30 protein-coding genes are annotated in these 26,802 nt (G+C 59.0%); 21 read left to right on the forward strand and 9 right to left on the reverse strand.

Annotated features, from left to right (window positions below; translation table 11 throughout):
* The first annotated feature begins 145 nt into the window (after positions 1-145).
* Genes ACRZ9X_RS20380 through ACRZ9X_RS20410 form a run of 7 tightly spaced genes read left to right on the forward strand, consistent with a single transcriptional unit; the run spans position 146 to position 5,436 of the window.
* The gene (locus ACRZ9X_RS20380; protein WP_480521909.1) at positions 146-844 is read left to right on the forward strand and encodes a GntR family transcriptional regulator; all 699 of its coding nucleotides are present in this window, start codon (positions 146-148) and stop codon (positions 842-844) included.
* On the forward strand, positions 841-1,578 hold the full coding sequence (locus ACRZ9X_RS20385) for an SDR family oxidoreductase (protein WP_480521910.1): 738 nt from the start codon (positions 841-843) through the stop codon (positions 1,576-1,578). Before ACRZ9X_RS20380 ends, ACRZ9X_RS20385 begins: the two co-directional genes overlap by 4 nt.
* 4 nt (positions 1,579-1,582) lie before the next feature.
* Positions 1,583-2,407 (forward strand): 3-methyl-2-oxobutanoate hydroxymethyltransferase, encoded by an 825-nt coding sequence (locus ACRZ9X_RS20390; RefSeq protein WP_480521911.1) that lies wholly within the window; start codon positions 1,583-1,585, stop codon positions 2,405-2,407.
* Between the two features lie 8 nt (positions 2,408-2,415).
* Positions 2,416-2,727: a Rieske 2Fe-2S domain-containing protein gene (locus tag ACRZ9X_RS20395; RefSeq protein ID WP_480521912.1), complete on the forward strand. Its 312-nt coding sequence runs from the start codon at positions 2,416-2,418 to the stop codon at positions 2,725-2,727.
* A 3-nt stretch (positions 2,728-2,730) separates the two neighbouring features.
* Entirely contained in the window at positions 2,731-3,489 is a 759-nt protein-coding gene (locus tag ACRZ9X_RS20400) for an SDR family oxidoreductase (RefSeq protein ID WP_480521913.1), read from the forward strand.
* 3 nt (positions 3,490-3,492) lie between these two features.
* Complete coding sequence (locus tag ACRZ9X_RS20405) at positions 3,493-4,524, forward strand: L-idonate 5-dehydrogenase (RefSeq protein WP_480521914.1); 1,032 nt, start codon at positions 3,493-3,495, stop codon at positions 4,522-4,524.
* Positions 4,525-4,536: 12 nt separating this feature from the next.
* Entirely contained in the window at positions 4,537-5,436 is a 900-nt protein-coding gene (locus ACRZ9X_RS20410) for an SMP-30/gluconolactonase/LRE family protein (RefSeq protein WP_480521915.1), read from the forward strand.
* Here the strand turns inward: ACRZ9X_RS20410 and ACRZ9X_RS20415 are convergent.
* The 5 genes from ACRZ9X_RS20415 to ACRZ9X_RS20435 form a co-directional block, all read right to left on the reverse strand.
* A complete protein-coding gene (locus ACRZ9X_RS20415) occupies positions 5,433-5,681 on the reverse strand; it encodes a substrate-binding domain-containing protein (RefSeq protein ID WP_480521916.1) in 249 nt (82 codons plus the stop codon). The genes ACRZ9X_RS20410 and ACRZ9X_RS20415 overlap by 4 nt on opposite strands.
* Positions 5,682-6,022: 341 nt before the next feature.
* Positions 6,023-6,493, reverse strand: coding sequence for a hypothetical protein (locus ACRZ9X_RS20420; RefSeq protein WP_480521917.1), 471 nt, complete (start codon positions 6,491-6,493; stop codon positions 6,023-6,025).
* A gap of 102 nt (positions 6,494-6,595) precedes the next feature.
* Complete coding sequence (locus ACRZ9X_RS20425; protein WP_480521918.1) at positions 6,596-7,573, reverse strand: hypothetical protein; 978 nt, start codon at positions 7,571-7,573, stop codon at positions 6,596-6,598.
* Between the two features lie 27 nt (positions 7,574-7,600).
* Positions 7,601-8,044, reverse strand: coding sequence for a thermonuclease family protein (locus ACRZ9X_RS20430; protein ID WP_480521919.1), 444 nt, complete (start codon positions 8,042-8,044; stop codon positions 7,601-7,603).
* Positions 8,045-8,606: 562 nt separating this feature from the next.
* Positions 8,607-8,816: a hypothetical protein gene (locus ACRZ9X_RS20435; protein ID WP_480521920.1), complete on the reverse strand. Its 210-nt coding sequence runs from the start codon at positions 8,814-8,816 to the stop codon at positions 8,607-8,609.
* Positions 8,817-9,385: 569 nt separating this feature from the next.
* Between ACRZ9X_RS20435 and ACRZ9X_RS20440 the strand changes: the two genes are divergently transcribed.
* From ACRZ9X_RS20440 to ACRZ9X_RS20480, 9 genes are all read left to right on the forward strand, one after another.
* Positions 9,386-10,282 (forward strand): LysR family transcriptional regulator, encoded by an 897-nt coding sequence (locus tag ACRZ9X_RS20440; protein WP_480521921.1) that lies wholly within the window; start codon positions 9,386-9,388, stop codon positions 10,280-10,282.
* Between the two features lie 75 nt (positions 10,283-10,357).
* Positions 10,358-11,173 carry a putative hydro-lyase gene (locus tag ACRZ9X_RS20445; protein ID WP_480521922.1) on the forward strand — a complete coding sequence of 272 codons (816 nt, stop codon included), beginning with the start codon at positions 10,358-10,360 and terminating at the stop codon, positions 11,171-11,173.
* A gap of 31 nt (positions 11,174-11,204) precedes the next feature.
* Entirely contained in the window at positions 11,205-12,239 is a 1,035-nt protein-coding gene (locus tag ACRZ9X_RS20450) for a TRAP transporter substrate-binding protein (protein WP_480521923.1), read from the forward strand.
* Between the two features lie 116 nt (positions 12,240-12,355).
* Entirely contained in the window at positions 12,356-12,904 is a 549-nt protein-coding gene (locus tag ACRZ9X_RS20455) for a TRAP transporter small permease subunit (RefSeq protein ID WP_480521924.1), read from the forward strand.
* Positions 12,901-14,187: a TRAP transporter large permease gene (locus ACRZ9X_RS20460; protein ID WP_480521925.1), complete on the forward strand. Its 1,287-nt coding sequence runs from the start codon at positions 12,901-12,903 to the stop codon at positions 14,185-14,187. Before ACRZ9X_RS20455 ends, ACRZ9X_RS20460 begins: the two co-directional genes overlap by 4 nt.
* A gap of 6 nt (positions 14,188-14,193) precedes the next feature.
* Positions 14,194-14,847 (forward strand): DUF2848 domain-containing protein, encoded by a 654-nt coding sequence (locus ACRZ9X_RS20465; protein WP_480521926.1) that lies wholly within the window; start codon positions 14,194-14,196, stop codon positions 14,845-14,847.
* Positions 14,848-14,860: 13 nt separating this feature from the next.
* Complete coding sequence (locus tag ACRZ9X_RS20470) at positions 14,861-15,604, forward strand: 5-oxoprolinase subunit B family protein (RefSeq protein ID WP_480521927.1); 744 nt, start codon at positions 14,861-14,863, stop codon at positions 15,602-15,604.
* Entirely contained in the window at positions 15,601-16,617 is a 1,017-nt protein-coding gene (locus ACRZ9X_RS20475) for a 5-oxoprolinase subunit C family protein (RefSeq protein ID WP_480521928.1), read from the forward strand. Before ACRZ9X_RS20470 ends, ACRZ9X_RS20475 begins: the two co-directional genes overlap by 4 nt.
* Complete coding sequence (locus ACRZ9X_RS20480; protein WP_480521929.1) at positions 16,610-16,753, forward strand: LamB/YcsF family protein; 144 nt, start codon at positions 16,610-16,612, stop codon at positions 16,751-16,753. The genes ACRZ9X_RS20475 and ACRZ9X_RS20480 overlap by 8 nt, the downstream gene beginning before the upstream one ends.
* Positions 16,754-16,835: 82 nt before the next feature.
* On the opposite strand, the gene ACRZ9X_RS20485 is transcribed toward ACRZ9X_RS20480, so the two are convergent.
* Positions 16,836-17,465, reverse strand: a complete 630-nt coding sequence (locus ACRZ9X_RS20485; RefSeq protein ID WP_480521930.1) for a LuxR C-terminal-related transcriptional regulator — start codon at positions 17,463-17,465, stop codon at positions 16,836-16,838.
* A gap of 214 nt (positions 17,466-17,679) precedes the next feature.
* On the opposite strand from ACRZ9X_RS20485, the gene ACRZ9X_RS20490 reads away from it, so the two are divergent.
* Genes ACRZ9X_RS20490 through ACRZ9X_RS20510 form a run of 5 tightly spaced genes read left to right on the forward strand, consistent with a single transcriptional unit; the run spans position 17,680 to position 22,999 of the window.
* Complete coding sequence (locus tag ACRZ9X_RS20490; RefSeq protein WP_480521931.1) at positions 17,680-18,921, forward strand: pyridoxal-phosphate-dependent aminotransferase family protein; 1,242 nt, start codon at positions 17,680-17,682, stop codon at positions 18,919-18,921.
* A 16-nt stretch (positions 18,922-18,937) separates the two neighbouring features.
* The gene (locus tag ACRZ9X_RS20495; protein ID WP_480521932.1) at positions 18,938-20,134 is read left to right on the forward strand and encodes a malate--CoA ligase subunit beta; all 1,197 of its coding nucleotides are present in this window, start codon (positions 18,938-18,940) and stop codon (positions 20,132-20,134) included.
* Positions 20,134-21,024 (forward strand): succinate--CoA ligase subunit alpha, encoded by an 891-nt coding sequence (gene sucD, locus ACRZ9X_RS20500; protein ID WP_480521933.1) that lies wholly within the window; start codon positions 20,134-20,136, stop codon positions 21,022-21,024. Before ACRZ9X_RS20495 ends, sucD begins: the two co-directional genes overlap by 1 nt.
* Complete coding sequence (locus ACRZ9X_RS20505; protein ID WP_480521996.1) at positions 21,024-21,995, forward strand: 2-hydroxyacid dehydrogenase; 972 nt, start codon at positions 21,024-21,026, stop codon at positions 21,993-21,995. Before sucD ends, ACRZ9X_RS20505 begins: the two co-directional genes overlap by 1 nt.
* 26 nt (positions 21,996-22,021) lie before the next feature.
* Positions 22,022-22,999, forward strand: a complete 978-nt coding sequence (locus tag ACRZ9X_RS20510) for an HpcH/HpaI aldolase/citrate lyase family protein (RefSeq protein ID WP_480521934.1) — start codon at positions 22,022-22,024, stop codon at positions 22,997-22,999.
* Between the two features lie 261 nt (positions 23,000-23,260).
* On the opposite strand, the gene ACRZ9X_RS20515 is transcribed toward ACRZ9X_RS20510, so the two are convergent.
* The 3 genes from ACRZ9X_RS20515 to ACRZ9X_RS20525 are packed head-to-tail and all read right to left on the reverse strand — an operon-like array spanning position 23,261 to position 26,774.
* Positions 23,261-24,091: a 3-oxoadipate:acetyl-CoA acetyltransferase gene (locus ACRZ9X_RS20515; protein WP_480521935.1), complete on the reverse strand. Its 831-nt coding sequence runs from the start codon at positions 24,089-24,091 to the stop codon at positions 23,261-23,263.
* Between the two features lies 1 nt (position 24,092).
* A complete protein-coding gene (locus ACRZ9X_RS20520; RefSeq protein ID WP_480521936.1) occupies positions 24,093-24,977 on the reverse strand; it encodes an intradiol ring-cleavage dioxygenase in 885 nt (294 codons plus the stop codon).
* Between the two features lie 39 nt (positions 24,978-25,016).
* Entirely contained in the window at positions 25,017-26,774 is a 1,758-nt protein-coding gene (locus ACRZ9X_RS20525) for an FAD-dependent oxidoreductase (protein WP_480521937.1), read from the reverse strand.
* Positions 26,775-26,802: the final 28 nt, after the last annotated feature.

Genomic DNA, 26,802 nt, shown 5'->3' on the forward strand with positions numbered 1-26,802 from the left:
AAGTGCGTTTCCGACCACTTAATCGGATAGACAGGCTCCACCGTTCCGTCAACAAAAGTTTCGAAACTTTTTAGGTTTGACGAAATTGCGAGCGTCTACCAAAATTTCCTTGACCTGCCGCCGACCTGTCCTTACGCCTGTTGGAATGGATGCCTCCTCTGCCCCGAAACCGCCGCCAGATATCTACGACAGCCTGCGCGACGGGCTGATCTGGGGGCGCTGGAAATCCGGCGAACGGCTTAAACCCCAACACCTGAAGGTCGAGTTCGGCTGCACCACCGCCGCCCTGCGCGAGGCATTGTTGCGGCTGGCCGGAGAGGGCTTTGTTGAAAACGAAAAGAACCACGGGTTTCGCGCCGTACAACACTCGGAAGAGACATTCCGGCAAGCGGCGCATCTGCGACAGTTGCTGGAAGGCGAGGCGGCCGCACTGGCTCTGAAACAGGGTGATTTTGAATGGGAGATGGCATTGAACGCCGCCCATCACAACCTTGACTATATCGAAGCGCGTATGGAGCAGGCCGAAGATATCACACCTTTTCTCAGGCGCTGGTCACGGCAGGACTGGTTGTTTCACAGCACGTTGCTGGGGGCATGCGATTCGGACCTGCTGATGCGAACCTACAAATCCGTCTATGACACGTTCCGGATGTACGCAGTGTCCCAGATTGACGGGTTTGGATTCTCGCCGGTGACGCGGGCCGAGCATCGGGCGATTTATGACGCTGCTATTGCCCGCGACCTGCCCGCCTGTCTGGACGCCATACGCGGCCATCTTGCGCTGTATGAAGACAATAACCGCCTGCCCGCGCGGCTGGCACCCAAGGGAGGAAACGAAACATGAGCAAGATTGCTTTGGTGACAGGCGGCGGCTCGGGCATTGGTCGGGCCTGCGCGGTGAAACTGGCCCAGAACGGGTACACGGTTGCGGTCACCGGACGACGGCAGGAGCCCCTGGACGAGACCGTTGCCGCCATGGGTGGGGGTCAGGCCATCGCCTGCGATGTGACGGACCCAGCGCAGGTCGATGCCCTGTATGATGCGATCAAACAGACGCATGGGCGGCTGGATGTGCTGTTCAACAATGCGGGCAACAACGTGCCCGCAGCACCAATCGGGGATATCCCGCCCGAGGATTTCATGACCGTGATGAACGTGAACCTTTACGGTGCGTTTCTCTGCGCGCGTGGGGCGTTCAACGTGATGCGGGATCAGGACCCGCAAGGCGGTCGGATCATCAACAACGGATCGATCTCGGCGGCGGTGCCGCGCCCGGGCTCGGCGCCCTATACCAGTTCCAAACACGCGATCACGGGCATGACCCGGTCGATCTCGCTGGACGGGCGACCGTTCAACATCGCCTGCGGGCAGATCGACATTGGCAATACGGCGTCCGAGATGACCTCGAAAATGTCCGGCGGTGTGCCGCAGGCGGACGGGTCGCTGAAGCCCGAACCGGTGATGAGCGTCGAGAACGTGGCCCTGTCAGTGCTGCACATGGCCAACCTGCCGCTTGAGGCGAATGTTCAGTTCATGACCGTCATGGCCACCGCCATGCCCTTTATCGGGCGGGGTTAGGCGCGTGAAATCCATCTACACTTTTGCTGCCCAGCCCGCGCAGCGCAGGGTGACGATCCCCTGCATGCGTCAGGCCAAGGCCGAGGGGCGCAAGCTGACTCAGGTCACCGCCAACACTCCGGACGAACTGCGCGCCGCCGAAGAGGCCGGGATCGACATGATCGTGTCGGACGCCGCCAGCATGGACCATGTCCGCCAGAACAACAAAACCAGCTTCTGCACAGCAGCGATCAAACTGACCGAGGTCAAGACCACTGATGACATCCTGAGCGCCGCACTGGATGCGCTGCATCTGGGGGCCGATGCGGTGATCACCCCGCGCAGCTTTGACGTGGTCGAGACGCTCAGCAAAGAAGGCATCCCGGTCATGGGCCATCTGGGCCTTGTGCCGCGCAAATCGGTTGCGACGGGCGGCATGCGGGCGATGGGCAAGACCGCCGATGAGGCGCTGGAGCTTCTGCGCGATTTCAAGCGGCTTGAAAACGCCGGGGCTTTTGCCGTCGAATCCGAGGTGATCTGCGGCGAGACCATGACCGAGATTGCCCGCCGCACTGCACTGATCTGCGTCTCGCTTGGTTCGGGTGGCGGAGGGGATGTGAATTTCCTGTTCCAGAACGACCTGACCGGCGAAACCGAGAACCCGCCGCGTCATGTGCAGGCCTTTGGCGATCTGGCCCGTCTGCACCGTGAACTATACGCCGCCCGCGTCGCCGCCGTCAGCGCCTTTCGCGATGCGGCCGCCAATGGCAGCTTTCCGCCGGACAGCATCACGCCGCATATGGCACCGGGTGAATACGAAAAGCTGATGACCGAAATTGACAGAATCTGAGGACTGATATGGCCGAGAAAATCCGCGTCTGTTCAACAGGCGACATCGAAGAAGAAGACGTCATGCGCTTTGACCATGGCGACAAAAGCCTGATCATCATCCACGGCCCGGACGGGAACTTCCACGCGGCTGACGGTTATTGCACCCACGAAAAGCAGCACCTGTCCGACGGGTTGGTGGACGAGTTCGACATCGAATGCCCGCTGCATTTCGGGGCCTTCGATTACCGCACAGGCGATCCCACCGTGCCTCCGGTCTGTGTGGCGCTGAAAACCTATCCTGTCGCTGTTGAAGGCGACGATGTTTATGTCGAGATCTAAGCCATGACCCTATTTGACCTGACCGGAAAAACCGCCCTCATCACCGGATCCTCGCAAGGGATCGGATTCGCGCTGGCGCGGGGATTGGCCGAGGCCGGGGCCTCAGTTGTTCTCAATGGCCGCGACACGACCAAACTGGATGCCGCCGTGGCCAAGCTGTCCAGCGAAGGCCACAGCGTCACGGCGCTGCCCTTCGACGCCACCGATCATGCTGCGGTTATGGCTGCGGTGGACGGGTACGAAGCCTCGGGCCAGATCGACATTCTGGTCAACAATGCCGGGATGCAGTTCCGGACTGAGCTGGAAAACTACCCGGCCGAGATGTTCGGCAAGCTGCTGGAAACCAATATCACGACGGTGTTCAACGTAGGGCAGGCCTGTGCGCGGCATATGATCGGGCGCGGCGCGGGCAAGATCATCAACATCGCCAGCGTGCAAACGGCGCTGGCCCGCCCCGGCATCGCGCCTTACACCGCAACCAAAGGGGCGGTGGGCAATCTGACCAAGGGCATGGCCACCGACTGGGCCAAGCACGGGCTTCAATGCAACGCCATCGCGCCGGGCTATTTCGACACGCCCCTGAACGAAGCGCTGGTCAATGACCCCGAATTTTCAGCCTGGTTGGAAAAACGCACTCCGGCAGGCCGCTGGGGCAAAGTCGAGGAACTGGTGGGTGCCTGCGTGTTCCTGTCTTCCCCGGCATCCAGCTTTGTCAACGGGCATACGCTGTTCGTGGACGGCGGCATCACGGCGAGCCTGTAAGCCATGCGCGCCATCGTCATCCACTCCGCCCGCGACCTGCGTATTGAAACCCGCGAAACGCCCGAGCCCGGACCCGGTCAGGTCCGCATCAAAATGGCCGCTGGCGGCATCTGCGGGTCGGATCTGCATTACTATAACCATGGTGGCTTTGGCACGGTGCGCCTGCGCGAGCCCATGATCCTGGGCCATGAGGTGTCAGGCCATATTGACGCCCTCGGCGACGGTGTTGACGGGCTGGCTGTGGGCGATCTGGTCGCGGTGTCCCCGTCCCGCCCATGTGGTGCGTGCCAATATTGCGCCGAAGGCCTGCGCAACCATTGCGAAAACATGCGCTTCTATGGTTCGGCCATGCCCTTCCCGCATATTCAAGGTGCCTTTCGCGAGGTACTGGTGGCCGATGCCAGCCAATGCGTGCGCGCAACAGGCCTAACCGCGGGCGAGGCCGCAATGGCCGAGCCATTGTCGGTCGTGCTGCACGGCACCCGACGCGCGGGCGAAATCCTCGGCAAGCGGGTCCTGATCACCGGCAGCGGCCCCATCGGCACTCTGGCGGTGCTGGCCGCGCGGGCGGCGGGAGCGACCGAAATCGTCGTGACCGATCTTGAGGACAACGCGCTTGGCTTTGCCTCCCGGGTGGGCGCGGACCGCGTGATCAACGTGGCCCGGGATACCGACGCGCTGAACGCTTATCAGGCGGGCAAAGGCACGTTCGACATCCTATATGAATGTTCGGGCAGCCCGCAGGCGCTGGCCGCTGGCATCGCGGCGCTGCGGCCGCGCGGGATCGTTCTGCAACTGGGACTGGGCGGAGACATGACGATCCCGATGCAGATGCTGACTGCCAAGGAGCTGGACCTGCGCGGATCGTTCCGCTTTCACGAAGAATTCGCCACCGCAATTGCCCTGATGCAAAACGGCAGCCTGGATGTGAAACCGCTGATTTCGCATACGGTCCCTCTGGATCAGGCACAGGCAGGTTTTGACCTGGCGGGGGATCGGACGCAGGCTATGAAGGCGCAAATCACATTTGGATAGGAAACCCGAGTAATGTCCTTTTTTGAAGCCCACGACCCGGTATTTGAGACGTATGTTCTGGGCAACGCGCCGGTCAAACAGCTTGCCACCGGGTTTGACTGGGTCGAGGGGCCGGTCTGGTTCGGCGATGCGGGCTGTTTGCTGTTCTCGGACATTCCGAACAATCGCATCTTGCGCTGGACGCCGGGCAGCGGCATCACCACATATCGGCAGCCATCAAACTATGCCAATGGGCATACCCGCGACGGGCAAGGCCGGTTGGTATCCTGCGAACACGGCACACGGCGGGTAACGCGGACCGAGCTTGACGGCTCGGTCACGGTGATCGCCGACAGTTTTGAGGGGAAAAGGCTGAACTCGCCCAACGATGTTATCGTCCACTCGGACGGCTCGATCTGGTTCAGCGATCCGCATTACGGGATCATGACCAACTACGAGGGGTTTGCGTCCGAGCAGGAATTGCCCTGCAATGTCTACCGCGTCGATCCGGCTACGCGTGAGATCGCAGCCATGGTCACCGATATGGACTGCCCGAACGGTCTGGCCTTCGGCCCGAACGAAGACACGCTATACGTGGCCGACACCGGCAAGATGTACGATGCCGACGCGCAGCGCTGTATCCGGCGCTATGATATGTCGGGCGGCGCGCCCACGAACGGGGCACATTTCTTCACTGTGGACGCTGGCGCGGCAGATGGGTTCCGATTGGATTCCGACGGAAATATCTGGAGTTCGGCTGGTGACGGGGTGCATTGTATCTCGCCCGACGGCAGGTTGCTGGGCAAGATTCTGATCCCTGAAACCGTGTCCAACATCTGTTTCGGAGGCCGCGCCAAACATCAGATGTTCATCACCGCCTCGACCAGCCTTTATGCCATCACCCTGAACAGGTCCGGCGTGCAAATGCCTTAAGTGGTCATTCCCACGACCAGCTTGTCGGGCACCAGATCAACAGGGTTTTGCAGCGCCTCCCGATCCACAATCAGCTTCGCGGCACAGCGTCCGATTTCACGTCGATCCACATCCTGCGTGGTCAGGCTTGTCCTGACCGCGTGATCCCGCGAGGTTCCGTTGAACCCGGCAACGGCCACATCCTCGGGAATCCGAGACTGGACCAGAATAGCAAGTTCAAAAGCCCCAAGCTTGAGAATTGGCAAACAGCTGTCAATGACGTGCTCTATGGGTTTGGCTTTTCAATTCGATTTCGGATGGTAACACGGGGATTTCCGAACAAAACCATGAGGTATGACCGTCGCTTCATCGCGGCACGCATCCGGCCAATATCGGAGTACGGGGCATTTGCTTCAGCGGCGCCGACGATCGATGGCATAAAGGGCACCCGCAGGGTCAAAGCCTTGTCCCGAAAGCCGACGATTGTCGTCCTCAATGGCACAAAGGTGAGCCAACTGCCCAAATGCTGCTCTGGCTCAGAGGTCGGTTGTGGGGCCGATCCGCCTTTTGGAACAGCTTTGAGCGGTTCGGATCCATTGCTCCTGCGTCAAGGCACGAAAGGTCGTGAGATAAAACCGGCGAATTCCTGACGCGCTTCGCTACGTGGAATGTTATGGGTCACGGACAGACCCAAGACGCTGCATTCCACTGTATCGACCCAGCTTTCGTTGATGTTGTTCCAGAGCTCGAACAACTGAATTGCCATATCATCATTTGGATTGCTGAGGTTCCATTCTGTCGATTCTCCTGCCGTCGTGCTGCCTGACACGGTCGCCGCGGTTCCGTTACCTTCGCCGGTGACTGAGACACTGCCCGTCGCTGAGGCTGAGGTTGTCCATTTCCGGCTGCCCCCGGCAGGTATGACGGGTCCCGGGACTTCGAACGTTTCGGTCTCGGATTCGACGTTCGAACGACCCTGAAATGTACAGGGCCAAGGTGTCGGAATGTCGCCCAGACATACGCAGAAGGCATGCGGGCTGGAGCGACGCACGAGCGATGGCACTGACCCTAATTGCATACATGCGCCACAGGGCGACCCAAGTGGTCCAAAGGTCCACTGGTAGACCGTGACTGATGAGTTGTTTGGGGGAGGTGGCGGGGGCATGGCGGGTCTCCAGGATCAGATTTGCAGGGGCTCGCCCTGCATCAGGGTAACGCGGGCTTCAAGGCTGGTAAGGCCGGTGTCCACAAGCGCGCCGCCTGACCAGAGCAGAAGTGCGCCGGGGTTGGTTTCGCCGGGCAGGTCGTCTTGCGACACCGTGGTGATTTCGATCCGCCACGTTAGTTTGAACCGTTTGCGCAAGAATACCGTAAGAACGCCGTTGCTGTCGTGGATCCCCGAAAATTCCAACAGCGTGCCATCGGCCAGATCAGCAAGATCGAAGTGCGGGCGGCTGGCGGGTACAGCCATCGCGACGGGGCCGTCGATCGCCTCATCATGCGTGATACCATCCGGTGCATCGCGGTCGAGTACCAGCATCAATGACCGTGCTTGCGCCGTCAGCGCCATCGGCAGATAGGCGGCACGATCATCGGCAAAAGCGAGGATCGCGCTTTGTCCAGCCGCGACCATTTCAATCAGGGCATAGCCGTGTTCATTGGTATGATAGGTCCAGGCGACTGCTGTACCGCTCGCGGGCGGGTCGATGACGAAAACCTCGGCATCGGCGACGGGAAGTAAGTCCGGGTCAACAACACGCACCAGAATTGTGCCTTTCTGATAGCGCTGTGCTGCACCGAGTTGAGCTTGCAGCAAGTCTTGCAACACAATCGGATGCCCTGCTCCGTCAAGCATGGACATGAGGTCTTCGCTGTCTGACAGCATCAGTGTGCCATAATCGTGTCCCCGTTCGGCAAGTTCCAGCGCTTGTGCAATGCTCAACCCGTCCAACCGCAAAAGCCGCGCTTGCGGGATGAATTCTGCCATCAGGTTTTCGATCGTGAGCCCGCTCAGATCGGCCAGGCTTTGCGCAAGGACGATATCGGGATGGCCCAAGAGCTGCTCCGTGTGGTGAATGCCAACACCAGCGAGTTCTTCGGCCATTACCGGGCCGATACCGTTAAGCGCTTGGGTGTCATGCCACGTCGTGTCGGCCATTATGTCCTCCTGTCATGGCTGAGTTGGTTAATTGATTGCGTCCCCCAATCCGCTTTCGATCAGAAGCGTCGTGAGCGATGTCCAAGCAGTACCGGAAACGGTTTCGACGCCATTGGCGGGGTCTGCACCGGGCTCGGATGGAACAAGCACAGTGCCAACAAAGCGGTCGAATGATCGCGCGCCCTTGCTTGTCCGCAACAGGATTTTACGCCCCAATGCCCGATCACGCGTCAGCGCGAAGGCTGCAACAGCCCGTTCATGGGTGGCTCCACTGGTGCCCCGCAATTCCGGCGTATCTACGCCTTTGAGGCGGATTGGAACATAGCTGTAGGTGAGAAAACCCAAATCAACGACGACATCAATCGTGTCTCCATCCACGACATGTTCACACACACATCGAAAGTAGTTCGCCTTCGACGCCTCGGCGAAAGAAACGGGGAAATCTTCAAACTGAAATGGCTCGCGGCTCATGTTCTGGCCCGTCCACAGTATGGATCAAAATAATGTCCGATTATGCACTTCTCGGCCGAGTCGAAGCAATGAAGTTCTGTTTAAGCGGGTTGTTCGGCAGAAAATAGCCGTCAAAAACGAGGCGTCGTTCAGGGCTATCCTGAATATTGTTTCTTGGGGTCAGTCGCTCTGACGGCTTGATTTGGCGGGTCATCTGCGGTGTTCCGCTTTGAAACCAAACGATTTATTGAACAAGAACAATCTCAACACCAGTTCGCAGACAAATTTTGCACAGCGCGCGTAAAAGTGCTTGTTTATGAGTTGTTTTATGGTCGTCGGCGCCGGCGGAAGTCTGATCCGGGCACGTCCCACTCACTAAGAATTTCTCCATGACTTGAGATTTGCCGACATGCCTCGAAGGACCGCAGTGCTGCTTGAAATTGAACTTGTTTTTGTGACCAGGGGTTGGGTCACAGGGCGTTTGAGTTAGGACGTTTACGACCTGCTCTATCGTGGCATCTATCTGCTGCACGGGCAGGCCAATTTCTTCCTCTGCAGGAATGTCGCTCGTAGATCGATAAAATCAGAGATAATTCCGCTTTTTGGTGATCCAGAACAGAATTTCCGCCAACACTGAAATTGCCCCTGCTTCCTCGGCGAAAACCAAACCAGTACCCGACCCGCCCAGTTGGGTCATCTTTGCACTTTGGTCGTCCGGGATTTCTGCAACTATGATATCGTCCGTCGCCCCGGCCGGTTCGCGCAGCGACGGAAGACCCGTTCTGGCATCCAACGCTCCTTCGCTGGTGGCAGACGGAATGTCCGAGATCGTCGCTTCAATCTCCGACCCCCGGCATACGTCGCAAGGCAACCCGAATAGTGCCGCTACCGGATATGTTCTGCAAGCTGCTCTTTCGTTGCAACGGCCCCCTGAAGCTGGAATTCGGTCGATGCTCCGCGTTTGGCAAGGCGGACAATGTCATCGTGTCGCGTCACCCCAATCGTTTCATCAAAAGACTCACTTGGTCAAAGCTGGACTGCGAGGCTTTCGTTTGAGCGGTGGTGAGACTTGCGAGTTTCTAAGTGGCGCAAATGATCCTCACTCAAAAAATTGCCGGGCAGTCTGACTGTTTCCAACAAGATCGCCCAAGATGTTTAACCTTCCAAAACCACGCACAACCTGACCCTCGGGCGAATTTCGCAGGAAGCTCGGGGGTTAAGTTTGGTTTGTTATCTGACTTAAATCTTGCCAAGCCGGGTCAAAACAGGACTTACTGATTTGCCGGTGATACGTCCGGTTATTTTCACGAAGAAAGCCGTGTTGTCCTTTCCGGGGCAGGATGGTCGAGCAGCAAGTCAGCAATGACCAGGATCAACCTAGAGCAGTTGAAAACGTTTCTGACCGTCGTCAGGCACGGCGGCGTTCGAAAGGCCGCGGCGGCGCTCAACATCACTCAACCCGCGGCCACGACCAGGATCAAAAATCTGGAAGACACGCTGGGATGCGACCTGTTCGAGCGCGAAGCGGGTGGTATGCGTTTGACCAAGCGCGGTGAGCTTTTGTTGGTGCATGCCGAGAAGTTTGAACACCTGACCGAACTTGTCGAACGGGACGTGATCGATCCTGCCGGTGTCGAGGGGCGATTGAGGCTTGGCGTTTCCGAGACCATTGCCCAATGTTGGCTGCCGGATCTCGTGTCACGGTTGCACAGTTGTTACCCCCGCCTTGAGATTGAGTTCAACGTCGATATCTCGGCGCATCTGCGCGAAGGTCTTCTGAGCCGGGACATTGATCTTGCGATCCTTTTGGGGCCGATTTCCGAACACAAGGTCAACAATATCGAACTGCCGGGGTTCGATCTGGCCTGGTATGCCTCTGCATCGCGTGGCGACCTGCCGGACGTGAACGATCTGAACCGGCCGGTTTTGACCTATGCCCGCAACACCCGACCCTATCGCGAACTGAAAGAGATGCTGTTTGGCCGCGTCGGGCCGGATGTCTCGCTGTTCCCATCCACTTCGTTATCAGCCTGTTTCCGCCTCGTTGAGGCCGATCTGGGCATCGCCGTTCTGCCACGCGCCTTGGGGGCGGAACATGTTGCGGCTGGACGGATTGTCGAGTTCGATCCGGGATGGGTGCCCTCGCCGCTGCAATTTACAGCCTCGTATCTGGGAGAGCCCAAAAGCCACATGATAGACACTGCAGCGAAGATGGCGCTGGATGTGGCGAACAGATATCATGGTGATAAAAATTTTTGATCGCATGTGACAAATAATATCAATTTGATTTTATAGTCTCGAATTGTGACCCTCCGGGCAGTCGAGGAGGTTCCTGTGACCGGGTCTTACGAATTGCTCAAATCGCGCCCGCTGGGCGATCAACGCACGGCGATACGGGCCGGGGACTACTGCGCGCATACTGCGGGGCTTGGGCAGGGCTATCTGCAAGCGAACCTCGCAATCATGCCCGAAGCCTATGCGCTGGATTTCATGCGTTATTGTCAGCGCAACCCCAAACCGTGTCCTTTGACCGGAGTGTCCGATACAGGCAACCCGATGATGTTCACGATGGGCCGGGATATCGACATCCGCACGGATGTTCCGGCCTACAATATCTATCGTGATGGCAAGCTGGCAAACTCGGCCCATGATATCCGGGACATATGGCGCGACGACCTTGTGGCCTTTGCGCTTGGCTGTTCCTTCACCTTCGAACACGCGCTGATACGGGCCGGGATTCCGGTCTGGCATATCGCAAACAACACCACTGTGCCAATGTTTCGGTCCGATATCGATACAGTGCCCGCAGGGCCGTTTTCCGGCAAGATGGTGGTGTCGATGCGGGCAATTCCGGAAGACCGGATCGATGAGGTTGTCGGGATTTCCCGACGCTTCCCGCTGGCCCATGGAGCCCCGATCCATTGGGGCGATCCGACCGGGATCGGCATCGAAGACGTCTCAAGACCCGAATGGGGTGACCCGGCCCCGGTCGCACCCGGCCAGATCCCTATGTTCTGGGCCTGCGGCGTGACCCCACAGGTCGCGATCGAGGCGGCGCGCCTGCCGCTCTGTATCACACACAAACCCGGGCACATGCTGATCTCGGATGTAGCCGAGGACGCGGAAAACCCGGTTCTGACTTTCGACTGACACAACCAAAATGTTCAACAAGGAGACACAGATGAAACGAATTTCAGCATTCCTTGCCGTCACCACAGCGCTGGCTGCGCCGGCACTGGCCGAAGACTTGTCAGTGGTCGGCAGCTGGTCCGGCCTGCCGTTGCACAAGGAATATGAGGCGCCGTTCTGGAGCGAGACGCTGCCAGCAGCTTCTGGCGGCAGCATTACCGTCAACCTGACCACGCATAACCAGATGAACCTTGGCGTGGGCGACGTATTCCGCCTGTTGGGTGATGGTGTCTATGACGTGGCGATGACCGTCGCAGACTATGCCGTTGCCGACGCGCCAGAGCTTGAGGGGCTGGATGTTCCGCTTCTTGCCCTGAACGCTGACGATGCGCGCGCCATGGTCGATGCCGCCCGTCCGATGGTGGTGGACATCTATCAGGATCGCTTCAACAGCCATGTTCTGGCCATCGCGCCCTATCCGCCGCAGGTGGTCTTCTGCAATGCCGAGGTCTCGGGGCTGGATGATCTGCAGGGCCTTAAGGTGCGCGCCTCGGGCCGAATGACGGCCAAATTCCTTGAAGCCTTGGGCGCCGAAGGTGTGAATGTCAGCTTCTCCGAAGTACCCGGTGCGCTACAGAAAGGTGTTGTGGATTGCGCGGTGACTGGTGCGGGCTCCGGCTATTCCGCAGGTTGGTGGGAAGTGTCCACGCACCTGATGCCGATCCCTCTGGGTGGCTGGGACAGTGTTGTGACCGCCATGAACCTGGACAAATGGAACAGCCTTGATGCCGACACGCAGGCTTTGATCTCCGAACAGGTCGCGGCTGAATTCGAAGACCCGGCATGGGCCAGTGCGCAGGACGCGTTGGTGAACGATATCGCATGTCTCACCGGTAATGGGGAGTGCCCTGCGGGTGAGGCGCGCGGCATGACACTCGTCGATGTTTCGGATGCCGATTTTTCCAAGGCGCGTGAGGTACTGGTGGGCGAGGTTCTGCCTGACTGGGCTGAACGCGCGGGTGGCGACTGGGCAGATCGCTGGAACGCCAGTGTCGGTTCCACCGTTGGTGTGACCATCGCGAACTAAGTGTATTGGGTGGGTGCGCATGCGCCCATCCAGCCCTTGGGTTTGCAACGTCTGGATCTGAGCATCGATGATCCAGCCCGTTATTTGTGAGCCAACAGACAGGTCAGAGGCCCCGCATGGAGCATACGGTTCTTGATAATCTACGTCGCGTGAACAGGTGGGTTGCCATTCTGACCGGGATCGTTCTGTTGGGATGCGCGTGTGTTGTTTTGATGGATATCGTGCTGCGTCAGATCGGATCCTCTTTTGGCGGAACGGATGAGATATCCGGCTATGTCATGGCCATCGCCACCTCTTGGGGCATGGCATTCACGCTGTTGGAGCTGGGGCATGTGCGGATCGATTTTCTGCGCGCCCGCACCGGGCCGCGGACCCGCGCCCTGTTCGATCTTTTTGCGATGACGGTGATGGCGGGAACGGTGACTCTGATCGCTGTCAAATGCTGGCCGGTTCTTGCCCGTTCTTTAGCCAATTCCTCGCGGGCAAACACGCCGCTGGAAACACCGCTGGCCTTGGTGCAGGCCCCTTGGTTCGCCGGTTGGGTCTGGTTCGCGATCATGTCGTGGCTGACATTGTTGGTTGCTTTGATCATGGTCGCGAAAGGCCGCTTTGACCAATCCGAGGCCGCAATCGGCTGCTTCGGTGAAGAGGAGGCCGTGAAGTGATCACCTATATCTCGATCGGGCTTCTGGGGCTTTTGTCACTGTCTATTCCGGTCGGCATCGTGCTGTTCCTGCTTGGTTTCGGCGTCGACGCCTTTTTCAGCCCGTTTCCGCTGATCCGGGGATTGGGAAATCAGGTCTGGTCGACATCGAACAACGCAACCCTGATTGCCATTCCTTTCTTCGTCCTTCTGGGCGAGATTCTCGTGCGTTCTGGTATTGCTATGCGAACCTATGCCGCGCTCGATCGGTGGGTCAGTTGGCTGCCGGGTGGTCTGGTCCATGCCAATGTCGCCACGGCCACGATGTTTTCGGCCACATCGGGGTCTTCGGTGGCCACCGCCGCCACGGTCGCGACGGTCGCAATGCCGCAGGCCGAGAAGCTGGGCTATGATCCCAAGCTGTTCTCGGGCGCCATCGCGGCAGGTGGCACATTGGGCATCATGATCCCGCCTTCGATCAATTTGATCGTCTATGGTTTTCTGACCCAGACCTCTATTCCGCGCCTGTTTCTGGCGGGGCTGGTGCCCGGCCTGGCACTGGCTTTGGGCTTTATGGCCATCACAATGCTGATTTGCATGATCCGCCCGGGCTTGGGCGGCACCCGGCGCGTGTTTCCCTTTGCCGAAATGCTGCGCGCGCTGCTGCAGTTGATCCCCATCGTCCTGCTGTTCACGATCATCATCGGAACGATCTACAAGGGCTGGGCCACCCCGACCGAAGCCGCTGCTGTCGGCGTCGCCGGGGCGGTGGTGATTGCGGGGTTTTTCGGCGGGATCAGTCTGAAAATGTTCACCGAGAGTATTTTGGGTACGGTCAAGATCACCTCGATGATCATGCTGGTCGTGATCGCGGCCTCTTTCCTGAACTTCACGCTGGCCTCCGCAGGATTGGGGCGTGAGCTGGAAGCCTTCCTTGGCGGTCTGGGTCTGTCGCCTCTGGGCACGATTCTTGTTGTGGTGCTGATCTATATCGTGCTGGGGTTCTTTATCGAGACATTGTCGCTGATGGTGGTCACTATCCCCATCATCGTGCCGCTGGTGGTGGCGCAGGGCTTTGATCCGATCTGGTTTGGCATACTGATGATCGTCCTGATTGAAATGGCCCTTATCACGCCGCCTGTGGGCCTCAACCTCTATGTGGTTCAGGGCGCCCGCAAGTCGGGCAAAATGAGCGAGGTGATGCTGGGCAGCATCCCCTATGTGGTCGCGATGCTGATTATGGCGGGTCTGTTGATCGCCTTTCCTGACATCGCACTTTATCTTCCGTCGGTTCTGGGTGGGTGAGACATCATGCAGTTTTTCGCAGGTAAGACAGCGATCGCGGGCCGGATCGATCACCTGATTGTTGCCGGTTGGACCGGGCGGGACGCCGAAGCGGTTCAGCATCACATTGATGAACTGGCAGCCATCGGTGTTGCCCCGCCCAGTCAGGTACCGCTGTTCTATCGGGTCTCAACTGCGTTGCTAACCCAATCGCCTGAGATCGATGTTCTGGGAACGGCCACGTCGGGAGAGGTCGAGCCGTTGCTCATCCGGCAGAACGGCACGCTTTATCTGGGGCTCGGCTCGGATCATACGGACCGAGAGCTTGAGGCCGTATCTGTCGCAGCCTCCAAACAGGCCTGTGCAAAACCGGTCTGCCGGGACCTGTGGCGGTACGACGAAGTGGAACCCCATCTCGACCAGTTGATCCTTCAATGCGAGGTCGAGGAAGGTGGTAAATGGGTGCTGTATCAGCATGGTCCACTGGCCGCGATCCGACCCTTGCAGGATCTGATGGAGGGGGCCGGGCTGTCCGACGGTCAGGCGATGTTTTGCGGCACTCTCGGGGCGATCGGTGGGGTACGCCCCGCCACCTCCTATCGCATGAGCCTTACCGACCCGGTCAGGGCACGCGCGCTGGAGTTCGAGTACCGCGTCCGAATCCTACCCGTCATTGCCTGAGGAAGTGAATGGAATGCCTGAAGATGCGTCTTCGAAGTGGCCCCGGATTCGGACCGCGGGGTATGACGGGTTCGTCGTCAGCTTTGCCGACAGTTTGAGCGAACCGGCGAACCGGGCAGCGCTTGCGTTTCGGTTTGCCATCGAAAAGGCCAGTTGGACGGGCGTCGAAGAAAGCTCGACCTCGCTGGTGTCCGCCTATCTCAGGTTCGACCCGCTGGAATGCGACCACAGCGCGATGCGCGCGGCGTTGGACGGGTTGCTGGCCGAACAAGACTGGTATGCCGCGGCGCTGCCAACGGGGCGTAGGTTGTGGCGCGTGCCGACGGCTTATGGCGGCGATCTGGCGCCACAACTGGCTGAAGCCGCCCAAGCGGCAGGCCTCAGCGAGGCAGAGGCGATTGCGTCGATTTCAACAACCCGCGTCCGGGCGCAGACCATCGGTTTCGCTCCGGGTATGCCGTATCTGGGTGAATTGGCCCCCGAATGGAACATCCCAAGACAAACCGAGTTGACGGCTCAAGTGCCCGCCGGGGGGCTGTGCGTTGCGATCCGCCAACTGGTCTTGTTTCCGGTGGCGACCCCCACCGGGTGGCGTCATATCGGCCAAACCGCGTTGCGCCTGTTTCGACCGGACGCCGATGAACCATTTCTGTTTCGACCCGGAGACGAAGTTCTGTTTGACCCGACGAGTCCAGAGACTTTGGAGGACTTGAGACACGACGAGAATGGTGGCGCAGTCTACGAGGTCATCCGATGACGCGCGCCCTGACCGTCCATCGCATAGGCCCCGGTGCGACTGTGCAGGATCTTGGCAGACCCGGGTACCTGGCCTTTGGTTTGTCGCGCGGCGGTGCTGCGGACCGGTTGGCCTTGGCGGAAGGCGCCGCTCTGCTTGGGCAGACGCCGGATCAAGCCGCACTGGAAATGGTCGGAATGGGCGGAGAGTTCGAGGCAAGCGAAGACATGCGCATTGCGCTGACCGGCGCCCCGATGGCAGCGAGCATCGATGGCGCGCGCATCGCCTGGAACGCAAGTCATCTGTTGCCCAAGAGTGCAAGGTTGCAGATCACGTCGGCGCAAACCGGAACATACGGGTATTTGCATCTGGGCGGGGGGATTTCGGGGCTTCGGCAGTTAGGGTCATGCAGTGCCCATCTTGCAGGCGGCCTCGGGGGTCATGTCGAAGCGGGCGCTTGCCTTGCGGTCGGTATGGACAAGAAAACAGAGACAGGTCTGAAACTGCCCATTGAAGACCGGTTTGGCGGCGGGGCCATCCGAATTGTCGCCAGCCTTCAAACAGAGCTGTTTCCGTCTGACGAGCTGGCCCGTTTTGCCGAGACACGCTTTCAACGCGATGCGCGCGGCAACCGGATGGGTGTGCGCCTGATCCCGGATGGTGCGGGTTTCCAAAGCGAGGCCGGCCTGAGTGTCTTGTCCGAGGTGATCGTGCCGGGCGACATACAGATCACCGGCGATGGCACGCCGTTTGTGCTTCTCAGCGAATGTCAGACGACAGGCGGGTATCCTCGCATCGGATCGGTCCTTCCCGCCGACCTGCCACGCGTTGCACAGGCACGCCCGGGCGAATGCCTGCGATTCTCCTTCGTGACGCTGGAACAGGCCGTCGCTATCCAACGGGGCGCCAGGACGGCTAAAGAAGCCCTGCGGACACAGCTGACACCACTGGTCCGCGATCCTGCCATGATCGCCGATTTACTGTCCTACCAGCTCATCAGCGGCGTGACTGCGGGTCATGACTTGGATGACTGAACTTCATGGCACTAACAGTCGATTGGGTCAGAGTTTTGCAAAGTGGCACATGTGCGACGAATTTGCCTTGCTTGACGGTGTGACCCCGACCAACATCACCTGCGGTGTTTATGGAAGTGACCAAGCAAAGGTTTAAAGCTCTTGCGTCAGCAGTGGGCACCTTCCCTGATGTCGGAGCGGCTGAGAAGGCCCGCCATGGCCTCCTTAGGTCCTCAAACCTATCCGTTCTCGGCCTTGGACGCGTAAAAGAATGCAATCGCCTGCGCGCGATTTCTGACCGATAGCTTTTCGTAGATGTTCGAAAGATGGAACTTCACCGTGTTGGTCGAGATATTTAACTCTTTCGACAATTCCAGGTTCGACATGCCCGTGGCGAGCGACTCGAGGATTGCAAGCTCTTTGCGCGACAGAGTTTGCAGCGGGTTCTGCTGCATTTTGCGCACGTCGATGAAAGGGAAGACCATTTTGCCTTTCGCGACGTCCACACAGGTTTCCAGCAAGCCTTCGACCTCGCCCGAGCGTGGCGCGAACCCTGCCGCCCCAGCCTGCATGGCTTGTCGCGGAACATCTCCGGCCTCATCCCCATAGACCACAAAGCGTGGTGCGTTGGCCTGTTCTCGCAAGACCTCGATCAATTTGGCTGCGCCCAAGGCGGGCAATTCCCATGATACAATTCCGACCTGAACCGGCACCCGCATGACCGTGCCCAGAAACCCCTCGGCAGTAGACGATGTCGCCACCAAAGAGAATCGCGGGTCGCGTTCGAAAATCTCGGACATGGCAGACAGCACCAGCGGGTTGTTGTTGGCCAGCATGACATCGATGGGGCGCTGAGATATGTCGGACATTGTTTTCCTGTCTGATTTTGCCCAAACCTACCCGTTCGGGCGGGTTCTTTATTGGTATACTTTCGTATTTTTACCCATTCGGGTAGGAAATCACCCGCCGAACTAGATATGCCAAAGCTGTAGTAAGTTACGTTGCGCCCGGACGCAAGTTTCGGTTTTCCTCACGTCAACGCGATCGGCGGGATTGGACATCCCCGACTCACAGGAGGAACACATGACGTTTCAGATCTACCCCACGCTCGACATCCCCGAGACGCTGGCAGCTGGCCCGGGGCCGGGCAACACCGACGCCCGCGTGTTGAAAGCCTTTGCCAGCGCCGGTGTCGCCGACCACATGCATGGCGATGTTCTGCGCGGCATGATCGAATGCAAGCATATGCTGCGGCAGATCTGGGGCACGGACAACACCTATACCTTTGCCGTGGCCGGAACGGGCTGGAGCGGGCTGGACACCATGTTCTCGGCCGTCATGCCCGGTGACAAGGTTGTGGCCTTCACCAACGGCACTTTCTCGGGCATCGACGCGCTGACGTTGCGGATCAAGGCGGCAACGCCAGAAGAACATGCCGCGAGCCCACTGGACCCACAAGCCGCCAGCGTGACCGTGATCGAAGTCCCTCATGGCCAGCCGGTTACTGGTGAGATGGTTGATGAGGTTTTGGCGCGGCACAAACCCAAATGGGCCTTCATGGCGCATTGGGAAACCGGCTCGGGCCGCGTGAACGACATTCAGGGCTTTTCGGATGCTTGCGAACGCCACGGAGCGATGGGTCTGATCGACGCTGTGTCGTCGCTGGGTGTCGCGGACTTCCGCATTGACGACTATCCGGGTGTCGCCGGTTGGGCCTCGTGCCCGCAGAAAGGCCTGTGCTGCCTGCCGCTGACTTACGCCCCGGTCAGCTTCACCGACGCTTACATCGACGCACTAAAAACCTCGGGCGCCTATACCTATGTCCACAACCCGATCTTCGAGGCCCGCCACTGGGGTGTCGTTGACGGGCAAGACGTAGAAAAAGGCACCTATCATCGCACCCATTCCGGCTATGCCGTCGCCGCTTTCCATGAATCGCTGCGCCTGACCCTGCAGGAAGGGTTGGCCAAGCGCGCGCATTCCTACCGCACGCACGAGGCTGTTCTCCGCGATGCCGTCACCGCGATGGGCTGCCAGGTCACCTCGGACATGCCCAGCCTTGTGGTGCTGAACCTGCCCGCAGAACTAGCTGGGCGCGAGATGGAACTGGTGCAGAACTGCCGCGCCCGTGGCTTTGGCATCTGGCCAACGCTCAGCGCCCCGGTTCAGGTCCGCATCGGCATTCTGAACCAGCTGAACCACCAGTCGATCAGCCGCATTATCCGACTGTTTGCCGAGGCGATCCGTGAAATGGGCGGCTCGGTCGATTTCGAAGCCATCGAAGCGCTGCTGGAAAGCCGCTACGGCACATCTATCGCTGCATAAACGGGAGGGAATGCAGATGGATATCCATGAATATCAGGCGAAAGAGCTTCTTTCGAAGTTCGGGGTCGATGTGCCCGCAGGTGCCTTGGCTTACAGCCCCGAACAGGCCGCCTATCGCGCCCGCGAAATGGGTGGCGACAAATGGGTTGTAAAGGCGCAGGTCCACGCAGGTGGTCGCGGCAAGGCTGGTGGCGTGAAACTGTGCAACTCGGAAAGCGAGATCAGCGCGGCCTGTGACGAGATGTTCGGACGCAAGCTGGTGACGCATCAGACCGGGCCTGAGGGCAAGGGCATCTATCGCGTCTATGTGGAAGCTGCCGTGCCGATTGATCGCGAGATTTATCTGGGCTTCGTGCTGGACCGCTCCAGCCAGCGCATCATGATCGTGGCTTCCTCGGAAGGCGGGATGGAGATCGAGGATATCTCGGCCGAGCGTCCCGACAGTATTGTGCGATCCATTGTTGAACCGGCGGTCGGTCTGCAGGAATTCCAGGCCCGTGAAATTGCCTTTGATCTTGGGCTGGAACCACGCCTGATCCAGCACATGGTCCGAACTTTGCAGGGCTGCTATGCCGCGTTCAGCGAGTTGGACGCGACCATGGTCGAGATCAACCCGCTGGTCATCACTGGTGACGACCGGGTGCTGGCGCTGGACGCGAAGATGAGTTTTGACGACAATGCTCTGTTCCGCCACCCCCAGGTGGCCGAATTGCGCGACAAAAGCCAGGAAGACCCGCGCGAAAGCCGCGCGGCAGATCGCGGTCTGTCTTATGTCGGTCTGGACGGCAATATCGGTTGCATCGTGAACGGGGCCGGTCTGGCGATGGCGACGATGGACACGATCAAGCTGGCCGGGGGCGAGCCTGCCAACTTTCTGGATATCGGCGGCGGGGCCTCGCCCGAGCGGGTGGCCAAGGCGTTCCGTCTGGTGCTGTCAGATGACAATGTTCAGGCCGTGCTGGTTAACATCTTTGCGGGTATCAACCGCTGTGACTGGGTGGCCGAGGGCGTTGTTCAAGCGCTGCGCGAGTTGGAGATTGACCTGCCGGTCATCGTGCGCCTGGCGGGCACCAATGTCGAGGAAGGCCAAAAAATTCTGGCCAAATCGGGTCTGCCGATCATCCGCGCGACAACTCTGATGGAAGCCGCCGAACGCGCCGTGGGCGCATGGCGCAACGATCTGTCCCAAAACACCAAGATGAGGGCCGTGTAATGAGCATTCTTCTGGACCGAGACACCCGCGTGATCGTTCAGGGTATCACCGGACGCATGGCGCGCCTGCACACCAAGGACATGGTGCAATACGGCACCAATGTCGTCGGCGGCGTTGTCCCCGGCAAGGGTGGTGAAACCGTCGAAGGCGTGCCGGTATTTGACACCGTGAAACAGGCGGTCGAGGCCACCGGAGCCGATGCCAGCCTTGTTTTTGTGCCGCCCCCGTTTGCGGCAGATTCGATCATGGAGGCCGCAGATGCGGGCATCCGTTACTGCGTCTGCATCACCGACGGCATCCCCGCGCAGGACATGATCCGCGTGAAACGCTACATGTACCGCTATCCCAAGGATAAGCGCATGGTGCTGACCGGCCCGAATTGCGCCGGAACCATCAGCCCCGGCAAGGCGCTGTTGGGGATCATGCCGGGTCATATCTATCTGCCGGGCAATGTGGGCATCATCGGACGTTCGGGCACGTTGGGCTATGAGGCCGCGGCGCAGCTAAAAGAGCGTGGTATCGGTGTCTCGACCAGCGTCGGTATCGGCGGCGATCCGATCAATGGTTCATCCTTCCGCGATATCCTTGAGCGGTTCGAACAGGACGAAGACACTGAGGTCATCGCCATGATTGGCGAGATCGGTGGTCCTCAGGAAGCCGAGGCGGCTGAATACATACGCGATCACGTCACCAAGCCCGTCGTGGCCTATGTCGCGGGTCTGACCGCGCCCAAGGGCCGGACCATGGGCCATGCGGGTGCGATCATCTCGGCCTTTGGTGAAAGCGCCAGCGAGAAGGTGGAAATCCTGTCGGCAGCGGGTGTGACCGTGGCCGAAAACCCTGCAGTGATCGGCGAAACTATCGCCCGTGTCATGGGAAAGGCTGCGTGATGGTCAAACCTTCGGTCCTTGTCACCCGTCGCTGGCCTGCCGCCGTCGAGGCGCAACTGGCCGAGAACTATAACACTGTACTGAACACCGGGGACAAGCCATTGTCTCCGGCTGAACTCCGCGACGCGTTGAAGACATACGACGCGGTTCTGCCCACCGTCACCGACACGCTCAGTGCCGAGGCGCTGGACGTACCCGCCGCGCAGACCAGAATTCTGGCCAATTACGGTGTCGGCTACAGCCATATCTGTGAACCAGCGGCGCGTGATCTGGGCATGACCGTCACCAATACGCCGGATGTTTTGTCCGAATGCACCGCCGATCTGGCCATGACGCTGTTGCTGATGGCCGCCCGTCGCGCGGGCGAAGGGGAACGCGAGCTGCGTGCAGGTGGCTGGACCGGCTGGCGTCCGACCCATCTGGTGGGCACCAAGGTCAGCGGCAAGACGCTGGGCATCATCGGCTTTGGCCGCATCGGTCAGGAAATGGCCCGCCGCGCTCATCACGGATTCGGCATGAAGATCCTCGTGCAGAACCGCAGCGCCGTGTCGCCCAATGTGCTGAAACAGTTCAACGCCACGCAGGTCGAGACGGTGGACGCTTTGCTGCCGCAGTGCGATTTCGTCTCGCTGCATTGCCCCGGCGGGGCCGCGAACCGGCATCTGATCAATGGGCGCAGGCTGGACCTGATGAAACCCGACGCCTTCCTGATCAACACCGCGCGCGGTGAGGTGGTGGACGAGCGCGCTTTGGTGCAGTCGCTTATGTTTGACACGATCGGCGGTGCCGCGCTGGACGTGTTTGACGGCGAGCCGCGCATCAACCCGGACCTGCTGCAATGCGACAATCTGGTGATGCTGCCGCATCTGGGCAGCGCCACAAAGGAATCGCGCGAGGCCATGGGCTTTCGCGTGCTGGATAATCTGGGCGACTTTTTCGCAGGCCGCCCACCCCGTGACCGCGTGATTTGACGCACCTTCTTCAAAGGACCAAACTCATGAGCTTTTATGCCATCGAACAGGCCCCCGCGCGCCTGAACCGCAGCGAACTCGCCGTGCCGGGCAGCCAACCAGGCATGTTCGAAAAAGCCGCCAAATCGGATGTCGACGTGATCTTCCTTGATCTCGAAGATGCGGTCGCTCCGGATGAAAAAGAACAGGCCCGCAAGAACATCATTCAGGCCCTAAACGATATCGACTGGGGCACCAAGACCATGTCGGTGCGGATCAACGGACTGGATACACACTACATGTATCGCGATGTGGTGGATGTGGTCGAACAAGCCGGTGAGCGGCTAGACCTTATCATGATCCCCAAGGTCGGCACCGCTGCGGATGTCTATACCGTCGACATGATGGTCACCCAAATCGAAGACGCGATGGGCCACAAGAAACGCATCGGGTTCGAACACATCATCGAAACCGCCCTGGGCATGCAGAATGTCAGCGAAATCGCAGCCGCCTCGAAACGCAACGAGAGCCTGCATTTCGGCGTGGCGGACTATGCCGCCTCCACCCGCGCGCGGACCACGATCATCGGTGGTGTGAACCCCGACTATTCGGTTTTGACCGACCCCGATGGCGACGCGGCCCGCGCAACCCATTGGGGGGACATGTGGCACTATGCGCTGGCCCGTATGGTGGTCGCCGCGCGTGCCAATGGCTTGCGCCCGATTGACGGCCCGTTCGGTGATTTCCAGGACCCCGAGGGCTATAAGGCCGCCGCCAAGCGGGCTGCCGTTCTGGGTTGCGAGGGCAAATGGGCAATCCACCCCAGTCAAATCGCGCTGGCGAACGACGTTATGTCGCCCAGTGACGCCGAAGTCACCAAGGCGCAGCGTATCCTCGTTGCGATGGCCGAGGCTGAAACCGCAGGCAAAGGCGCGGTCTCGCTGGATGGGCGTCTGATTGATTATGCCTCGATCCGGCAGGCCGAAGTGATGGTTGAAAAGGCGCGTCAGATCGCTGCGGCGTGATCGACCGAATGCTGCGCGACAGAGCTAAGACAGTCTTTGAAAACGCAGTGGTTTCAGCAATTTCTATGGATCGCGCTATCAAAAAGCGCGGTCCCTTGACGTGCCAGCTGTCGAGAAATCAGGACGAAAAGATCTGACCGATTGAGCCAAGAACAGGCAGTAATCAAACCCTCTCCAACAAGCTTTTTTGGCAGCGCAGAAACTTCTTCCCGAAGCGCAGAAAACCGGCTCCGGCCATGTCTTTCTGACAAGATCCAGAGTTTAGATTGGCGCCAACCCAAGTATTTCTCGCGCTTGAGCTGGGGTGGCGACCGGGCGGTTAAATTGGGTGCAAATTTCTACAGTGCGTTTCACCAGAGCCGCATTTGATGGAGCTAGTGTTTTACCGTCCAAACGAACGTTATCCTCCAAACCTGTCCGGGCGTGGCCTCCGGAGGAAATTGCCCAATCATTCAGGACAATTTGGTTCGCTCCAATCCCAGCGGCACACCAAGGTGCCTCCGGGAACAGCCGGTTAACTGTTTTGACATAAAAGTCAAAGACTTCGCGATCGGCCGGCATCGCGTTTTTCACCCCCATAACGAATTGGACATAGGGCGTTTCTTTAATTTGCCCTTTCTGATGCATTTCTGCGGCCTTCAGGATGTGACTCAAATCAAAGGCTTCTATCTCTGGCTTGACGCCGTAGTTGTTCATCTCGTCGGCCAGCCAGTCGACCAGATCGGGTGGGTTTTCATAAACGCGTGTCGGAAAGTTGTTCGACCCCACGGATAAAGAGGCCATATCCGGCCGCAGCGGCAACATGCCTCCGCGCGTCTTGCCTGCCCCTGAACGCCCGCCTGTCGAAAACTGGATGATCATACCGGGGCAGTGTTTCTCAAGCCCCTCTTTCAACCTTGCGAACTTTTCCGGGTCGCTTGACGGTGTCTCGTCATCATTTCGAACATGGGCATGGCAGATGGATGCCCCTGCCTCAAAAGCTGCCTGTGTGCTTTCGACTTGTTCTTCAACCGTTATGGGGACAGCCGGGTTAATGGCCTTGGTTGGCAAGGACCCGGTTATTGCAACGCAAATGATGCAGGGGTCGGACATTTCAGGCCTCTTTCGGTGCGAGGACAAAGTCGAATTCGACATCCCAATACGGACCTTCAAAGCCAACTTCCGCAGATCGCGCCGGATCATCGACCTGGTTGAATTCGGCGATCAGGCTTTCTTTGACGCCAAATACCGCATCCGAGTTGATATATTGGTCATCGGGATCGAAGATATGCGTGGTCAGGTCGTCGTAGCCGTCTTTTGAAACGATATAGTGTAAGTGTGCTGGTCGGTACGGGTGTCGACCAAGACGCTTCAACAGATCGCCCACCGGCCCATCATCCGGGATCGGATAGTTCTTTGGCCGCACCGCACGGAACCAATAGGCTCCATCAGCACCGGTCGTGAAGACGCCGCGCAGGTTGAAATCAGGCTGAATGCCTTTCTGCTGTACGTCGTAAAACCCGTCATCATTGGCTTGCCAGACATCAATCTTGACACCTTCCAACGGGTTGCCTTCCACATCCGTAACACGACCCCGCACCACCATGTCCTCACCCTTTTGGTCGAGGCAAATGTTGTGGCCCATCTTGTATTCCGGGGCACCTCCTACGTGGAAAGGGCCCAGCACGGTGTTCTCGGAAGCTCCGGTTGGGCGACGAGAATTCACCGCATCCACCAACATCGACACGCCCAGAACATCGGACAGAAGAATGTATTCCTGCCGCCAGTCGTCACACATGTGCCCCACCTTGGTCAGGAACATGATGGCTTCGAACCATTCCTGCTGCGTTGGTTCGATTTCCTTCACTGCTTCATGGAGCTTGCGCGTGATGACTTCCATCACCTGCTTCAGGCGTTCGCTTTCAGCATTTTTGTTCCGTGCGGTGACGACCTCGGAAGAGTTTTCCTCGGTGAAGTATCCCTTCTCATGCGCGTGCATTTTGGCCTCCTGACTTGTATAAGCTTGCTCCAGATTGGCTCATCGCGAAAGTACTGTGGTCAGCGCGCGTCGCAGTTCGGCTTCGGCATCCGCAGCCATATTTGCTGAGCGCCATGCCACGTGTTGATCAGGGCGGACCAACAAACAGCCCGTATCCGAAACCTCCGACGCCCGCGCCCAATCCCCGGTGTGGTCGACATAGGTCTGGCGCGGGCCGATGACGTGACAGCGAATGGGCATTCCCAGTTCCCGAGACACAGCCTCGGCTGCGGTTACCCAAGCCTCGCCTCCGATTCCCGTAAGCAGTGTGAATTCTCCGCGACCGCACAAGTCCAGCGTCGAATGTTTGTTGCCCGTATTGTGATCGAAAACCCAGACATGTGGAATTCGAGCACCCGGCCAAGTCGTGGGCTGGTAGTGCAGCTCAGCATCCTGATCAAAACCGGGATTGGGTTGACCATCCGTTTCAATCGCGCAGGAGTCGTAGCGTTGGTTCATTTCAACGCCATGTGCATCGAACTCGTACTTCTTGAAGGCAATCGCCTCGCGAATGGCCTGTCTTTGTGCCGCAGCTTCCGGTGTTGAGCCTGTGCGAGCCTCAAGGTTGCTTTGCATGACCTGCGGGTCAACGCCTTCAGCCATTCCCAGCGATTCAAAGATCGGTCCGAACTCGCCAATCGACTGGTTCGCGCGCGTGACGATCTGTTTTGCGACAGGCGCGCGTTCCTCGCTGTAGCTGTCCAGCAAGCTCTCACCCGCATGACCTTTCAGGACAGCTGCCAGTTTCCAGGCGAGGTTAAAGCTGTCTTGTATCGAAGTATTTGACCCCAGCCCGTTCGACGGCGGATGGCGATGCGCGGCGTCGCCCATGATGAACACGCGATCCTTTTGCATATGGGTCGCGTACATATTGTTGACGGTCCAGGTGTTGGCGCTGATCAGTTCGATCTCAAGCTCGGGGTCGCCAACAAGCTGGCGCGCAACCTGTGTGGCCATGGCCGCGTCAACTTCGGGCGCAGGTTGGTTGATGTCATAGCCCCAAACGATGAGCCATTCGTTCCACGGGCGGACCATGCGGACCAGACCCATGCCGATGCCACCCACATTCGCACCGGGCTGCATCACCCAATAAAGGACCGATGGCCGATGCGCGACGTATTTACTGAGGTCCGCACGGAACAGGATATTCATGGACCCGCCGACACCCATCTGACCTTCGAACGGCAGACCGACATGTTCGGCGACCAGAGAATTACCCCCGTCCGCGCCGACCAGGTATTTCGATCGGATCGTGATTTCTTCGCCCGACAAACGATCCAAACAGATCGTCGTCACACCATCTGCGTCTTGCTCATGACGCAGGTATTCGGTGCTCATCCGCGCTTGAGTCCCACGGCGACAGGCCGTGCCGAACAGGATCGGCTCCATGAAAGTCTGAGGCAAATCGTTCATCATGGTCGGGCTGGACAGCAGGTGTTCGGCCTTGGAAAGCGGATGATTGCCCCAGCTTTTCATCCGTCCAATTTCCTCACCGGCGAGGCTTTCGCAGAACACGTTTTCACCCATCAAATCCTGATGCGCGGCGTGCATATAGGCCTCGGCTTCGACCTCGTGACCAAGGTCGCGCAACACCTCCATGGTCCGTTGATTGGTGATATGCGCGCGCGGTGTATTGGCCAGCCAGCGATAGCGGTTGATGACCATGTTCTCGACGCCATAGCTCGACAGCAAAGCCGCCGTTGCAGACCCCGCCGGTCCGGTCCCGATGATCAGGACATCCGTTGTGATGGTGGCCATAAACTCTCTCCCTTGTTCTTTGAATTTC

This window comes from Ruegeria sp. AL1 (genome assembly GCF_056540905.1).